Below are 13,390 nucleotides of genomic sequence, written 5' to 3'. Positions count from 1 at the left end.
CCCCGGCTATCCGTGGCGGGGGCGGATAGCCGGGACGGACGGGGCGGGGGCGACGGCCGAGGTCGCGGCCCTGTTCGGCACGGCGGGCGGCTGGGGGCTGAGGCGGCTGGCGCTGCATTATGCCGGGATGGCGGCGGATGAGGGGGCGGACGGCCTGCTGATCGGCTCGGAGATGCGGGGGCTGACCTGGACGCGGGATGCGGGCGGGGGCTTTCCGGCGGTGGCGCAGTTTCGGGCGCTGGCGGCCGAGTGCCGGGCGGTGGTCGGGGCGCGGGTCAAGCTGAGCTACGCCGCTGACTGGTCGGAGTATTTCGGCTGGCAGAGGGATGGAGAGGTTCGGTTTCACCTCGATCCGCTGTGGGCGGACCCGAACATCGATTACGTCGGCATCGACTGGTATCCGCCGATGGGCGACTGGCGCGGGGGTGCCGGCGGGCGGGATGCCGAAGACTTCAAGGGGCCGTCGGATCCGGCTTATCTGGCGGCGCAGGTCGCGGGCGGCGAGGGGTATGACTGGTTCTACGCCAGCGCGGCGGATCGGGCGGCGCAGCGGCGCACGGCGATCAAGGACGGCGCCCACGGCGAGGACTGGATCTGGCGTTACAAGGATCTGAAGGGCTGGTGGTCGAACGCGCACCATGAGCGCGTCGGCGGCGTGCGGCAGGCGGCGCCGACGGCCTGGGTTCCGGGGATGAAGCCTATTCGGCTGACCGAGTTCGGCTGTGCGGCAGTGGATCGCGGGGGCAATGCGCCGAACCTGTTCCAGGATCCCAAGAGCAGCGAGAACGCCTTGCCGCCGCACTCGACCGGCGCGCGCGACGACCGGATGCAGCGGCGGCTGATCGAGGCGGTGTTGGAGCAATATGCGCAGCCGGCGAACAACCCGGTCTCGGGCGTCTATGGCGAGCGGATGCTGGAAGGGGCGGATGTCTGGTGCTGGGACGCGCGGCCCTATCCGGCGTTTCCGGCGCTGCATGAGGTGTGGGCGGATGCGGGCGCCTGGCGCACGGGGCACTGGCTGAATGGGCGGATGGGCGGCGATGCGCGCGGGCTGATCGAGGCTATTCTGAAGCGCGGCGGCCTGAGCGAGGCGGACTATACGGTCGGGGCGGTAGATGGTGCGGTGACGGGCTATGTCATCGACCGGCCGATGGCGACGAAGGATGCGCTGTCGCCGCTGGTGCAGGCGCTGGGGGCGACGACGGCGGAGCGGGATGGCCGGGTGGCCGTGCTGGGCGAGACGGCGCGGGAGATGACGCTGGATCAGGCGGCGCTGGCCCTGCCGGACAAGGGCGGGAGCGCGGCGGCGGATCGGCGGCTGACGCCTCGGCCCGGCGCAGCGCGGCTGCGCTTTATCGATGAGGCGGCGGACTATCAGCTGGGCGCCGTGACGGTGCGCGGCGAGGGCGAAGGCGGCGGGGTGGATGCGGCTCTGCCTGCTGTTGTTGGGGTCGGGCTGGCGACGGCGGCGGCGCAGCGGCTGTTGGCGGGCGAGGCGGCCGAGCGGCTGACGTTGAAGCTGGGGCCGCTGGAGGCGCTGAGGCTGGAGCCGGGCGATGTGACGGCGGTGGAGGGCCGTGCGGGCGACTGGCGCGTCGAGCGGCTGGACTGGGACGAGACGCCCAGCGCGGTGCTGTCGGGCGCCAATCTGCTGGCGGTGCGCAGTGCGGGCGGATGGGAGCTGGTGCAGTTCCGCCGGGCCGAACTGGTCGGCGGAGACGTGTGGCGGTTGAGCGGCCTGTTGCGCGGGCAGCAGGGGACGGAAGAGGCGGCGGCGCGCGGGGCGGAAGCGGAGGCGCTGGTCGTCGTGCTGGAGCGTGGCATGGCGCGCGCCGAGGTCGATGCAGTCGAGCGCGGATTGCCCCGGATCTGGCGAGCGGGGCCGGCAGGCGCGCCGCCGGGCGGGGCGGGGACGACGGAGGTCGGCTTCTCCTGGGCCAATCGGAATGCGGCGCCATGGCGACCGGCGCATCTGAAGGCGAGCCCAGAGGGCGGCGGATGGCGACTGGATTGGCTGCCGCGCGTGCGCCTGGGCGGCGACGGCTGGGAGGGAGAGTCGGTCGAGGTCGATCCGTGGTGGTTCCGGGTGCGGGTGCTGGACGGCGCCGTCGTGCGTCGGGTCTGGGAGGTCGAGGGGCTTGCGGCCGTCTATGGCGGGGCAGAGGCGGGGGTGGATTTTCCGGATGGCGTAAGCATCGCCCGCGTCGCCGTGGCCCAGTGGGGCGAGGCTTTCGGCTGGGGGGCCGAGGCGGTGGCGCCGTTGATGTCGCCGATCTAAACCATGTCGGCCCCTTTCGGCGGGCGGGCGCATGGCTTAACTGACGCTCTGGTCTGTATTGATCCGGAGTGGAGCGAAAATTGGCTGGCGATCCCTATCAGGAACTGGGCGTTTCCAAGGGCGCGAGCGCGGACGAGATCAAGAAGGCGTTCCGCAAGCTGGCTAAGGAATTGCACCCCGACAAGAATCCCGGCGACAAGGCCGCCGAGGAACGGTTCAAGCGCATCACCGCCGCCTTCGACCTGTTGGGCGACGCCGAGAAACGAGCCAAATATGATCGCGGCGAGATCGACGCCGACGGACGCGAGCAGTTCCGCGGCTTCGGCGGCGGGGCGCAGGGCGGACGGCCGGGCGGCGGCGGTTTCGGGGGCTTCGGCTTCGGCGGGCGCGGCGAGGGCGGCCCCGGCGGCCGGGCCAGCTTCGACGACATCGATCTGGAAGAGATTTTTGGCGCTTTCGGCGGCGGCGGGCGTGGGGCCGGGCGTGGGTTCGGCGGCGGGCGCGGCCAGGACGTGCGGGCGACTCTGGACATCAGCCTGGAGGACGCCATCGCCGGGACGACGCGGCGCATCCAGTTCTCGGACGGGCGGATGCTGGATGTGGCCATTCCCAAGGGGGCTTCCGAAGGCCAGGTGATCCGGCTGAAGGGGCAGGGCGCGCCGGGGCGGGGCGGTCAGGCGGGCGACGCCCTGATCGAGCTTCGTATCCAGCCGCACCCGGTGTTCAAGCGCGACGGCGCCGATCTGACGATGGATCTGCCGGTGTCGGTTCCGGACGCGGTGCTGGGCGGCAAGATCCAGGTGCCGACGCCCGAGGGCGCGGTGATGATGACCATCCCCAAGGGCTCGAACTCGGGCAAGGTGCTGCGGCTGAAGGGGCGCGGCGCCTATGCGAACGGCAAGCGCGGCGATCTGCTGGCGAAACTGGTGGTGACGCTGCCGGAGACGCCGGACGACGAACTGGTCCGGTTTGCGACCGAATGGCGTGAGCGCCGGCCCTATAAGCCCGGCCGTTGATGGCCTAAGGGCCTACTTCCTTCTTCTCCTCCCCGAGACTGTAGAGACCGTCATGACGCCCAAGCCCGCCGCCAAGCCCGCTCGCCCCTGGTTCTCGGCCGGGCCGACGGCCAAGCGTCCGGGTTGGTCGCTGGCGGGGCTGCCGACGAACCTGATGGGCCGGGGCATCCGCGCGCCGGAGGTGGCCGAGCGGTTCGCGCATGGGCTGAAGCTGACGCGCGAAGTGCTGAGCCCGCCGGACGACTATGTGCTGCTCTATACGCCGGGGTCGGACACCGGCGCGGTCGAGGCGGCGTTGTGGTGCATGCTGGGCGAGCGGCCGGTGCAGGTCGTCGCCTATGAGAATTTCGGCCAGGTCTGGGCGACAGATGTGCGCGACCACCTGAAGCTGGAGCCGGAAGTGCTGACGGCGCCGTGGGGCGAGTTGCCGGACCTGTCCAAGGTCGATCCGAAGAAGGATGTGGTGTTTCCGTGGAACGGCACGACCTCGGGCGTGCGCGTGCCGGACGGGGACTGGATCGCCGACGACCGCGAGGGGTTGACCATCTGCGACGCGACCTCGGCGGCGTTTGCGATGGATCTGCCGTGGGAAAAGCTGGATGTGACGACCTTCAGCTTCCAGAAGGCGCTGGGCGGAGAGGCGGGCATCGGCCTGATGGTGCTGTCGCCGCGCGCCGTGGCGCGGCTGGATGCGTATCGCCCCGATCGGGCCGTGCCCAAGGTGCTGCGGATCGTCGACAAGAAGGGTTTCGACCGGACCCTGGCGGATGGGGTGGTGATGAACACCTTCTCGGTCCTGACCATCGAGGACTGGATCGACGCGCTGGACTGGGCGAAGGGCGCAGGCGGTTTGCCCGCGTTGATCGCGCGCACCGACGCCAACTATGCGGCCCTGGCCGAGTGGGTGGAGCGGACCGACTGGATCGACTTCCTGCCGCAGCGGCCCGAAATCCGCTCGACCACGTCGGTCTGTCTGAAGTTCGTCGATCCGCGCATCGCGGCGATGGACGAGGCGGGACAGAAGGCCTTCGTGAAGCGGTTCAAGGCGCTGCTGGAAGGCGAGGGGGCGGTCTATGACATGGAGCCGCATCGTTATGCGCCTCCAGGCCTGCGCCTGTGGTGCGGCTGCACGGTCGAGACGGCGGACGTCGTGGCCGCGACGCCTTGGCTGGAATGGGCGTTCCAGACGGCGGTCGGCGAGTTGGCGGGATAATTCTGCACCTCATTCCGTTGGAGTGGGGCGACTCCGGACGATTCAGGGGTTATAGGCTCCCACCGCATTCTGGATTGCGGAGAAACGGTCTTGGCTAACGTCGCAGTGGTCGGCGCCCAATGGGGCGACGAGGGCAAGGGCAAGATTGTCGACTGGCTGTCGAACCGGGCCGACATGGTCGTGCGGTTCCAGGGCGGCCATAACGCTGGGCATACGCTGGTCGTCGACGGCAAGGTCTACAAGCTGGCGCTGCTGCCGTCGGGCGTGGTGCAGGGCAAGCCCTCGATCATCGGCAACGGCGTGGTCGTGGACCCCTGGCACCTGGTCGGCGAGATCGAGAAGATCCAGGCTCAGGGCGTGGCGATCACGCCGGATATCCTGACCATCGCGGACAACGCCTGCCTGATCCTGCCGATCCATCCGGCGCTGGACGTGGCGCGCGAGGCCGCCGCCAGCGCGCCGGGCGCCAAGATCGGCACGACCGGCCGCGGCATCGGCCCCGCCTATGAGGACAAGGTGGGCCGTCGGGCCATCCGCGTCTGCGATCTGGCCAATGAAGACGACCTGAAGATCAAGATCGACCGCCTGCGCTCGCACCACGATCCGCTGCGCGCGGGTCTGGGGCTGGAGCCGATCGACCCGGCGGCGCTGCTGGCGCAACTGCTGGAGATCGCGCCGAAGATCCTGCCCTATGTCAAACCGGCGTGGCGGGTGCTGGACGCCGCGCAGAAGGCGGGCAAGCGCGTGCTGTTCGAGGGAGCGCAGGGCGCCTTCCTGGACGTGGATCACGGCACCTATCCCTATGTGACCAGTTCGAACACCATCGCCGGTCAGGCGGCGGCGGGGTCGGGCGTCGGTCCGCGCGGCGTCGGCTATGTGCTGGGCATCGTGAAGGCCTATACGACCCGCGTCGGCGAGGGCCCCTTCGCCTGCGAACTGAACGATGAGGTCGGCGAGCATCTGGCGGTGGTGGGCCGCGAGGTGGGCGTAAACACCGGCCGGGCGCGTCGCTGCGGCTGGTTCGACGCGGTGCTGGTGCGCCAGTCGGTGGCGATCAACGGCATCGACGGCATCGCCCTGACCAAGCTGGACGTGCTGGACGGGTTGAAGACGCTAAAAATCTGCGTCGGCTATCGTATCAACGGCGAGGTGCTGGACTATCTGCCGTCCAGCCTGAAGGATCAGGCCTCGGCCGAGCCGGTGTTCGAGGAGCTGGAAGGCTGGAACGAAAGCACGGCTGGCGTCCGCAGCTTCAAGGATCTGAACGCCCATGCGTTGAAGTATGTGCGGCGGATCGAGGAGTTGATCGGCGCGCCGGTGGCCCTGCTGTCGACCAGCCCAGAGCGCGACGACACTATCCTGATGCGCGATCCCTTCCAGGGTTGAGTTTACGTTTTTGGGTTGAGGCAACATCGCCTTAACCCGTGGGGCATAGGGTCGGGCTCTGGAATGGAGCTCGCCCCGTGTTCGCCCTAGACGCCAAGACGATGCAGAGGATCGCGCCGGTGGTTCGGCGTGTGCTGATCGTCGACCCCAATCCCGCCGCTGCGCGCCTGCTGATGGACCTGCTGAAGGGGTTCGGATCGCGCGAAGTCGTGGTCGAGAGCGACGAGGCGCGGGTGCTGGACCTGGCGCGCGAGATGGAGCCGGGCCTGATCTGCACCGAGCGAGCGGGGCCGAAGCTGGACGGCGAGGCCCTGGTGCGGCGCATCCGTCGCTCCAGCCTGTCATGCCGCCGCGCGCCGATCATCATGGTGACGGCCGAGGCGACCGCCAGCGCCATCAAGGGCGCGCGGGATTCCGGCGTGCACGAATTCCTGAGAAAACCCTTCACCAGCGGCGATCTGCAACGACGGATCGAGAACCTGGCGACCAAGCCGCGCGACTGGGTCGAGGCGGTGGGCTATGTCGGCCCGGATCGGCGGCGCTTCAACTCGGACGACTACGCCGGGCCGCAGAAGCGCAAGGCGGACAAGCCGCGTTCCGGCGCCGAGGCGGCCGTGGCGGTCAAGGACCAGGCGATGCGGATCCTGTTTTCGGCCCTGACGCAGTTCGACAGCGATCCGATGCAGGCCGTGCGAGCCATCAAGCAGCAGGCCGAGACGTTGAAGGCGCTGGCCATCAAGACCGGCGACGCGCCGCTGGCGATCGCCGCGGCGGGGCTGGATACGGTGCTGGCGGCCGGCGCGCCGACTAAGGCCGCGCTGACGGCGCCGGTTCAGGCGGTGCTGAAGCTGGCGCCGCCCGAGACGCTGGCGCGGGCGGGGTAGGGAGACGGGTCGACGTCAGGCGTCGACCAGGTTCCGTTCCTCGGCTGCGGCGCGCATGGCCTTCTGCAGCTTTTCGAAGGCCCGCACCTCGATCTGACGCACGCGCTCGCGGCTGACGCCGTACTGGCCGGCGAGTTCTTCCAGCGTGACCGGGTCGTCCTTGAGGCGGCGCTCGGTCAGGATGTGCTTCTCGCGGTCGGTCAGTTCCTCCATGGCCTCTTGCAGCAGGCTCATGCGGATCGACTTTTCCTCGTTTTCGGCAAGTTGAGTCTCCTGGCTGACGGCGTTGTCGTCGGCCAGCCAGTCCTGCCACTCGCTTTCGCCGTCCGCGCGCAGAGGAGCGTTCAGCGAGGCGTCGCCGCCGAGGCGGCGGTTCATGTTGACGACCTCTTCTTCCGACACGCCCAGCTTGGTGGCGATGGCCGTCAGATGTTCAGGGTGCAGGTCGCCTTCCTCGAAAGCCGAGATCTGGCTCTTGGCCTTGCGCAGGTTGAAGAAGAGCTTCTTCTGGGCGGCCGTGGTGCCCATCTTCACGAGGGACCAGGAGCGCAGGATGTATTCCTGGATCGAGGCGCGAATCCACCACATGGCGTAGGTCGCCAGGCGGAAGCCCTTGTCGGGATCGAATTTCTTGACGGCCTGCATCAGGCCGACGTTGCCCTCGGAGATCACTTCGCCGATCGGCAGGCCGTAGCCGCGATAACCCATGGCGATCTTGGCCACGAGGCGCAGGTGCGAGGTCACGAGACGGTGGGCGGCCTCAGGATCCTGGTGTTCGCTCCACCGCTTGGCGAGCATGAACTCCTCATCCTTGGTCAGCATGGGAAACTTACGGATTTCCGTAAGATAACGGGACAGTCCCTGTTCAGGCGACATCACCGTCAGCGTATTGTTGGCCATATGGTCCCTCCGGCTACATGAGCTGGCGTTGCGGCTCCGACCACATGACGTGCATCATCACCTCGCCCCTCAACTGACAAGATGGGAATCCGTTGCCCGAAGCGAAAGGGGCGGATTGTCCCAATTCGGCGGCGATGTTCAGTCCTTCGCCGTCGCTGTCATTATCTAGCACAGATATTGTTGCTAATAAAGCGGACAGTTTGGCGCAGTTGGACGCCGGTCCGGAGCGTCAGAGTTCGGACAGCAGGGCTTCGAGGCGTTGCATGTCGTCCGGCGGGGCGGTTTCGAAGCGAAGCGGTTGGCCGGTGACGGGGTGGACGAAGCCGAGGACGGCGGCGTGTAGGGCCTGGCGTTTCAAGCCGGACGCCTCGACGGCGGCGCGGACGGGGGCGGCGGGGCTGCCCGAGCCGTAGACGGGATCGCCGAGCAGGGGCGCGCCCTTGGACGCCATGTGGACGCGGATCTGGTGGGTGCGGCCGGTGTGTAGGGTGCAGGCGACGCGAGCCGCCAGGGGGGCGTTCGACGCCTTGGCCGGGCGGCCGAAGGTCTGCTGAACCACATAGTCAGTGATCGCCTCGCGTCCGCCGGAGCGCAGCACGGCCATCTTCTTGCGGTCGCCGCTGGAGCGGCCGATCTGGGTCTGGATGCGGCCCTTTTCGGGCGAGGGCGCGCCGCGCGTCAGGGCCACATAGGTGCGCTCGATGTCATGGGCGGCGAACAGGGCGGAGAGGCCTGAGTGGGCGCGGTCGGACTTGGCGGCGACCATGACGCCCGAGGTGTCCTTGTCCAGACGGTGGACGATGCCGGGGCGGGCGACGCCGCCGATGCCGGAGAGACTGTCGCCGCAGTGGGCCAGAAGGGCGTTGACCAGGGTGCCGGTCTCGCAGCCCGGCGCCGGGTGGGCGGCCATGCCAGGCGCCTTGTCGATGACGATCAGGTCGGCGTCCTCGAACAGCACCGTCAGGGGGATGGCTTCCGGCTGGGGCGTGGCCTGGGCGACGGGCGGCAGGGCGACCACATAGAGACCGGTTTGGGCCTTGGCCGAACCGTTGGAGACCGTCTGGCCGTCGCGGGTGACGGCGCCATCGGCCAGCAGGGCCTGGAGCCGGGCGCGCGACAGGGTCGGGAAGGCCTCAGCCAGAGCCTTGTCGAGACGCACGCCCGGCGCGTCGATGCGCGCCTGAAGTCGTTCTGCGGCGCGCGGCGCATCCTCGAGCGTTTCGTCGTCTTCCGTCAGCAAAGGTTCATCGGCCATAAGGCGAAATAGCATGGCTTGCGTGCAGAGGCGCATCAGACCTCAAACGCGAAAACGCCCCTGGAGAGGCCGAAGATGAAGTCGCTGATCGCCGCCGTTGTCGCCGTTTCAGGCCTGGCGCTGTTGTCGGGCTGCGCCACCATGAACGAGGATCAGTGCCTGGTCGGCGACTGGGGCGGTCAGGGCTGGCGCGACGGCGCGGCCGGACGCCAGGTCAGCCGCCTGGACGAGCACGCCAAGGCCTGCGCCAAATACGGGGTGGCGCCGAACATGAGCGCCTATCTCGCCTCGCGTGAAGACGGGCTGCGGACCTATTGCACCTGGGAGAACGGCTTCCGGCAGGGGCGCGAAGGGAACAGCTATGGCGGGGTCTGCGCCCCGGCCGAGGAGCGAGACTTCCTGCCTGCCTATGAGGACGGGCGGCGCATCCATGCGGTCGAGCAGGCGGTGGCGTCTGCCGAGAGCGCGTTGAACTCGGCGATCAGCCGCATCGACAATCGCGAGGACAAGCTGGAGGCCAAGCAGCGCGAACTGCGCCAGGACGGCCTGACCGACGAGGAGCGCCGCCGCATCCGCGACCGTATCCGTGAAGTGCGTGATGAAATTCGCGACGCCCGTCGCGATGCGCGCCAGGCCGAAGAAGCGCTTCACTACGCAGAGATCGAGGCGCGGGCGGTGCGCGGGGCGATGGGCGGCCGCTACGGCGTCTGGTGAACATGAAAACGCCCGCCTCCGGTCGACGAAGGCGGGCGTTTCAGTCTGATCAGGACGCGACCGGCGATCAGCCGATGCGCGGGTCCAGTTCGCCCGAAGCGTAGCGCTTGGCCATCTGGGCGGTGGACAGGGGCTTGATCTTGGAGGCCATGCCTTCGCAGCCGAACTGCAGATAGCGCTCCTGGCACAGCTTGCGCATGGCTTCCTTGGCGGGCTTCAGATAGGCGCGCGGGTCGAACTCGCCCGGCTTCTCGGCCAGCAGCTTGCGGATGGCGCCGGTCATGGCCATGCGGTTGTCGGTGTCGATGTTCACCTTGCGCACGCCGTTCTTGATGCCGCGCTGGATTTCCTCGACCGGCACGCCCCAGGTCTGGGGCATCTGGCCGCCATAGGCGTTGATGATGTCCTGCAGATCCTGCGGCACCGAGGACGAGCCGTGCATCACCAGGTGGGTGTTGGGCAGGCGACGGTGGATTTCCTCGATCACGTTCATGGCCAGGACTTCGCCGTCCGGCTGGCGCGTGAACTTATAGGCGCCGTGCGAGGTGCCCATGGCGATGGCCAGGGCGTCGACCTTGGTGGCCTTGACGAAGTCGACCGCCTGATCCGGGTCGGTCAGCAGGGCCGAGTGGTCCAGCTTGCCCTCAAAGCCGTGGCCGTCTTCGGCCTCGCCCATGCCGGTCTCCAGCGAACCCAGCACGCCCAGTTCGCCCTCGACCGAGACGCCGCAGCTGTGGGCCATCTCGGTGACGCGGCGCGTCACGTCGACGTTGTATTCGTAGGAGGCGGGGGTCTTGGCGTCTTCTTCCAGCGAGCCGTCCATCATCACCGAGGTGAAGCCGTACTGGATGGCGGTGGCGCAGGTGGCCGGGCCGTTGCCGTGGTCCTGGTGCATGCAGACCGGGATGTGCGGATACAGTTCGGCCAGGGCGTCGATCAGCTTGGCCAGGACGACGTCGTTGGCGTAGGAGCGGGCGCCGCGCGAGGCCTGGATGATGACCGGCGCATTGACAGCGTCGGCGGCCTCCATGATGGCCAGGCCCTGCTCCATGTTGTTGATGTTGTAGGCGGGCAGGCCGTAGTCGTGCTCCGCCGCGTGGTCGAGCAGTTGTCGCAGCGTGATGCGCGCCATGGATAGTCTCCTGAACCAGATATGATTTTGCCCGAGGTCTTAGCCGGTCGGGCGGGGGAAGTCACGCCGATGTGACAGGGCGCAAGCGTGGTGGACTTTGGACGCGCAGCCCCTAAGTGGTCCAGCGCCTGTGCGGCGCCAGATCAAGGAACGACGATGAGCCAGAACGATGATGCGCTGGATGAGGACGGCGGCGGTTTCGACGTCGACGACTGGTCGCGGCTGACGCCCTTCAACGGGGCCGTGGCGACGCTGGACGACGTTCAGGCGGGCAAGGCCGTCTTCGCCCTGGGCGACACCGAAGAGGCGCGCGTCATCGATATGGAACTGCCCCAGCCGGTCATCTGGTGGGAAGACGACGGCGAACAGGCGGCGGTGATCGTCCAGGCCGAGGCCCATGTCGGGCCCGATGGCGATCTGATGGAGGTGCTGGGTCTGATCCTGCCCGACGGCGGCGGGGCGGTGGCCCTGCTGGACGACGTCGATCTGGTGGACGACACCGATCCGACGTGGCGCGATCTGGTCGCGCGCGCCGTCGACCTGGACGGCGAAGACTGAAGCTTCGGGCATCAGGGGCGAGGGCCGCGAACAGCCCTCGCCTTGACGTTTTTAGGCGGCGCGCAGGGCCTCGACGCCCGGCAGAACCTTGCCTTCCATCCATTCCAGGAAGGCGCCGCCCGCGGTAGAGACGAAGGTCATGTCGTCGGCCGTGCCTGCGTGGTTCAGGGCCGCGACAGTGTCGCCGCCGCCGGCCACGGCGACCAGCTTGCCCGCCTTGGCCAGTTCGGCGGCGTGTTTGGCGGCCTCGACCGTGGCCTTGTCGAAGGGCGGAACCTCGAACACGCCCAGCGGACCGTTCCAGATCAGGGTCTTGGACAGGTCCATGGCGCGGTTCAGGCGGGCGACGGTCTCCGGCCCGGCGTCCAGGATCAGGTCGTCGGCGGCGATGCGGTCCAGAGCGCGGACGCCCGATTCGATGCCCGGCTTGACGCCCTTGGCCACCACCACATCGACCGGCAGCAGCAGCTCACAGCCCTGACGGCGGGCTTCCTCGATGATCTCGCGGGCGGTGTCGGCCAGATCCTTCTCGCACAGCGAACCGCCGACATCGACGCCCTGGGCGAACAGGAAGGTGTTGGCCATGCCGCCGCCGATGGCCAGATAGTCCAGCTTGGCGACCAGGTTCTTCAGCAGGTCGAGTTTGGTCGAGACCTTGGCGCCGCCGACGATGCCGATGACCGGCTTCTGCGGCTTGCCGAGCGCGGCGTCCAGCGCCTCAAGCTCGCGCGCCATGGCGCAACCGGCATAGGCGGGCAGCAGGCGGGCCAGCCCCTCGGTCGAGGCATGGGCGCGGTGCGCGGCCGAGAAGGCGTCGTTGACGTAGAGGTCGCCCAGTTCCGCCAACTGCTGGGCGAAGGCCGGATCGTTCTTTTCCTCGCCCTTGTGGAAGCGGACGTTTTCCAGCAGCAGCACGCCGCCGGCGTCCAGATCGGCCACGGCGGCCTTGGCCTCATCGCCCACGCAGTGGTCAGCGAAGCGCACGGGGCCGTGCAGCAGCAGCTCCAGCGGCTGGACGACGGGCTTCAGGCTCATCGACGGCACGCGCTCGCCCTTGGGACGATCGAAGTGGGCCAGCAGCACCACCTTGGCGCCCGCCTCGCGCAGGCGGTGGATGGTCGGCAGGGCGGCCTTCAGACGAGTGTCATCGGTGACGTTTCCGTCCTCCATCGGCACGTTGAAGTCCACGCGGACCATGGCGGCCTTGCCCGAAAGGTCGGAAACGTCGTCGAGGGTGCGGAAGGTCATGATATTAACGCCCTTGTTGGGAAGGCAGGAGGTCAGTGAAGAAGCGTCATTAGTGCGTAAAGCAGCGGCCAGAGTATTGGCCCTACGATCAAGGATATTGCGCTGCCGATAAGCAATATCCAGTAGGCTTTGCCCTGATGGCATCTAGCGCCCCAGATGACGCCGGCCAGCCATACAATGAAGGCGAGCGTCAAAATGGGCGGCGAAAGAACGTCGCCGCCCATCATGAGTAGCAGTCCAAGAAACGTGCCTGCTGCCCAAAGCGCAACAGTACACGCCCACTTGATCATTACAGGAACTTCGCCATCACCAGGGCGGTGTCGGCCATGCGGGTCGCGAAGCCCCACTCGTTGTCGTACCAGGTCAGGACGCGGGCCAGCTTGCCGTCGACGACCTGCGTCTGGGGCAGGGCGGCGGTCGAGGAGGCGGCGACGTGGTTCAGGTCGACCGAGACCAGCGGGTCGGTGGTCGTGGCCAGGACGCCGCTCATCGGGCCGTTCGCGGCGGCCAGCAGGGCGGCGTTGATTTCCTCGACGGTGACTTCGCGACCGGCGACGACCTTCAGGTCGACGACCGAGACGTTCGGGGTCGGAACGCGGATCGACGAGCCGTCCAGCTTGCCCTTCAGTTCCGGTAGGACCAGGCCCAGGGCCTTGGCGGCGCCGGTCGAGGTCGGGATCATCGACAGGGCGGCGGCGCGGCCGCGGTACAGATCCTTGTGCATCGTATCCAGCGTCGGCTGGTCGCCGGTGTAGGCGTGGATGGTGGTCATATAGCCGCGCTCGATGCCGAACAGGTCGTGCAGC

Annotated in this window: 12 protein-coding genes and 1 pseudogene; 7 read left to right on the top strand and 6 right to left on the bottom strand. The window is 68.2% G+C overall.

Annotation, left to right across the window (positions count from 1 at the left end; genetic code table 11):
* The 5 genes from B3D50_RS07230 to B3D50_RS07210 all read left to right on the top strand — a co-directional run.
* Positions 1 to 2,278: glycoside hydrolase/phage tail family protein (locus B3D50_RS07230; protein ID WP_286950433.1), on the top strand; the 2,278-nt coding region annotated here is incomplete at its 5' end.
* Between the two features lie 80 nt (positions 2,279 to 2,358).
* Positions 2,359 to 3,294, top strand: a complete 936-nt coding sequence (locus B3D50_RS07225; RefSeq protein ID WP_286950431.1) for a J domain-containing protein — start codon at positions 2,359 to 2,361, stop codon at positions 3,292 to 3,294.
* 52 nt (positions 3,295 to 3,346) lie between these two features.
* Positions 3,347 to 4,507, top strand: coding sequence for a phosphoserine transaminase (locus B3D50_RS07220; RefSeq protein ID WP_286950429.1), 1,161 nt, complete (start codon positions 3,347 to 3,349; stop codon positions 4,505 to 4,507).
* A 90-nt stretch (positions 4,508 to 4,597) separates the two neighbouring features.
* On the top strand, positions 4,598 to 5,893 hold the full coding sequence (locus B3D50_RS07215; protein WP_128720539.1) for an adenylosuccinate synthase: 1,296 nt from the start codon (positions 4,598 to 4,600) through the stop codon (positions 5,891 to 5,893).
* Between the two features lie 77 nt (positions 5,894 to 5,970).
* Positions 5,971 to 6,777 carry a response regulator gene (locus tag B3D50_RS07210; RefSeq protein ID WP_286950426.1) on the top strand — a complete coding sequence of 269 codons (807 nt, stop codon included), beginning with the start codon at positions 5,971 to 5,973 and terminating at the stop codon, positions 6,775 to 6,777.
* A 15-nt stretch (positions 6,778 to 6,792) separates the two neighbouring features.
* Here B3D50_RS07210 and rpoH read toward each other — a convergent pair whose 3' ends face one another.
* Positions 6,793 to 7,677, bottom strand: a complete 885-nt coding sequence (rpoH, locus tag B3D50_RS07205) for an RNA polymerase sigma factor RpoH (RefSeq protein WP_286950425.1) — start codon at positions 7,675 to 7,677, stop codon at positions 6,793 to 6,795.
* Between the two features lie 229 nt (positions 7,678 to 7,906).
* Positions 7,907 to 8,932: an RluA family pseudouridine synthase gene (locus tag B3D50_RS07200; protein WP_269299846.1), complete on the bottom strand. Its 1,026-nt coding sequence runs from the start codon at positions 8,930 to 8,932 to the stop codon at positions 7,907 to 7,909.
* A gap of 75 nt (positions 8,933 to 9,007) precedes the next feature.
* Between B3D50_RS07200 and B3D50_RS07195 the strand changes: the two genes are divergently transcribed.
* Entirely contained in the window at positions 9,008 to 9,646 is a 639-nt protein-coding gene (locus B3D50_RS07195; RefSeq protein WP_286950423.1) for a DUF2799 domain-containing protein, read from the top strand.
* A gap of 67 nt (positions 9,647 to 9,713) precedes the next feature.
* Here the strand turns inward: B3D50_RS07195 and fba are convergent, their stop codons facing one another.
* Positions 9,714 to 10,778: a class II fructose-bisphosphate aldolase gene (gene fba, locus B3D50_RS07190; RefSeq protein WP_003165803.1), complete on the bottom strand. Its 1,065-nt coding sequence runs from the start codon at positions 10,776 to 10,778 to the stop codon at positions 9,714 to 9,716.
* A gap of 156 nt (positions 10,779 to 10,934) precedes the next feature.
* Between fba and B3D50_RS07185 the strand changes: the two genes are divergently transcribed.
* Positions 10,935 to 11,336: a hypothetical protein gene (locus tag B3D50_RS07185; RefSeq protein WP_286950422.1), complete on the top strand. Its 402-nt coding sequence runs from the start codon at positions 10,935 to 10,937 to the stop codon at positions 11,334 to 11,336.
* A 51-nt stretch (positions 11,337 to 11,387) separates the two neighbouring features.
* On the opposite strand, the gene B3D50_RS07180 is transcribed toward B3D50_RS07185, so the two are convergent.
* The 3 genes and pseudogenes from B3D50_RS07180 to B3D50_RS07170 form a co-directional block, all read right to left on the bottom strand.
* Positions 11,388 to 12,584 carry a phosphoglycerate kinase gene (locus tag B3D50_RS07180; RefSeq protein WP_286950420.1) on the bottom strand — a complete coding sequence of 399 codons (1,197 nt, stop codon included), beginning with the start codon at positions 12,582 to 12,584 and terminating at the stop codon, positions 11,388 to 11,390.
* Between the two features lie 32 nt (positions 12,585 to 12,616).
* Positions 12,617 to 12,874, bottom strand: coding sequence for a hypothetical protein (locus B3D50_RS07175; protein WP_269299294.1), 258 nt, complete (start codon positions 12,872 to 12,874; stop codon positions 12,617 to 12,619).
* A pseudogene (locus B3D50_RS07170) lies at positions 12,874 to 13,390 on the bottom strand (erythrose-4-phosphate dehydrogenase); the annotation flags it as partial. The pseudogene B3D50_RS07170 and the gene B3D50_RS07175, both read right to left, overlap by 1 nt.

It is taken from the genome of Brevundimonas sp. UBA7507 (assembly GCF_002478355.1).
In the GTDB taxonomy this organism is placed as follows: domain Bacteria; phylum Pseudomonadota; class Alphaproteobacteria; order Caulobacterales; family Caulobacteraceae; genus Brevundimonas; species Brevundimonas diminuta_D.
Note: the sequence above shows the minus strand (reverse complement) of the source record. Positions and strands in the feature narration are given on the sequence as shown.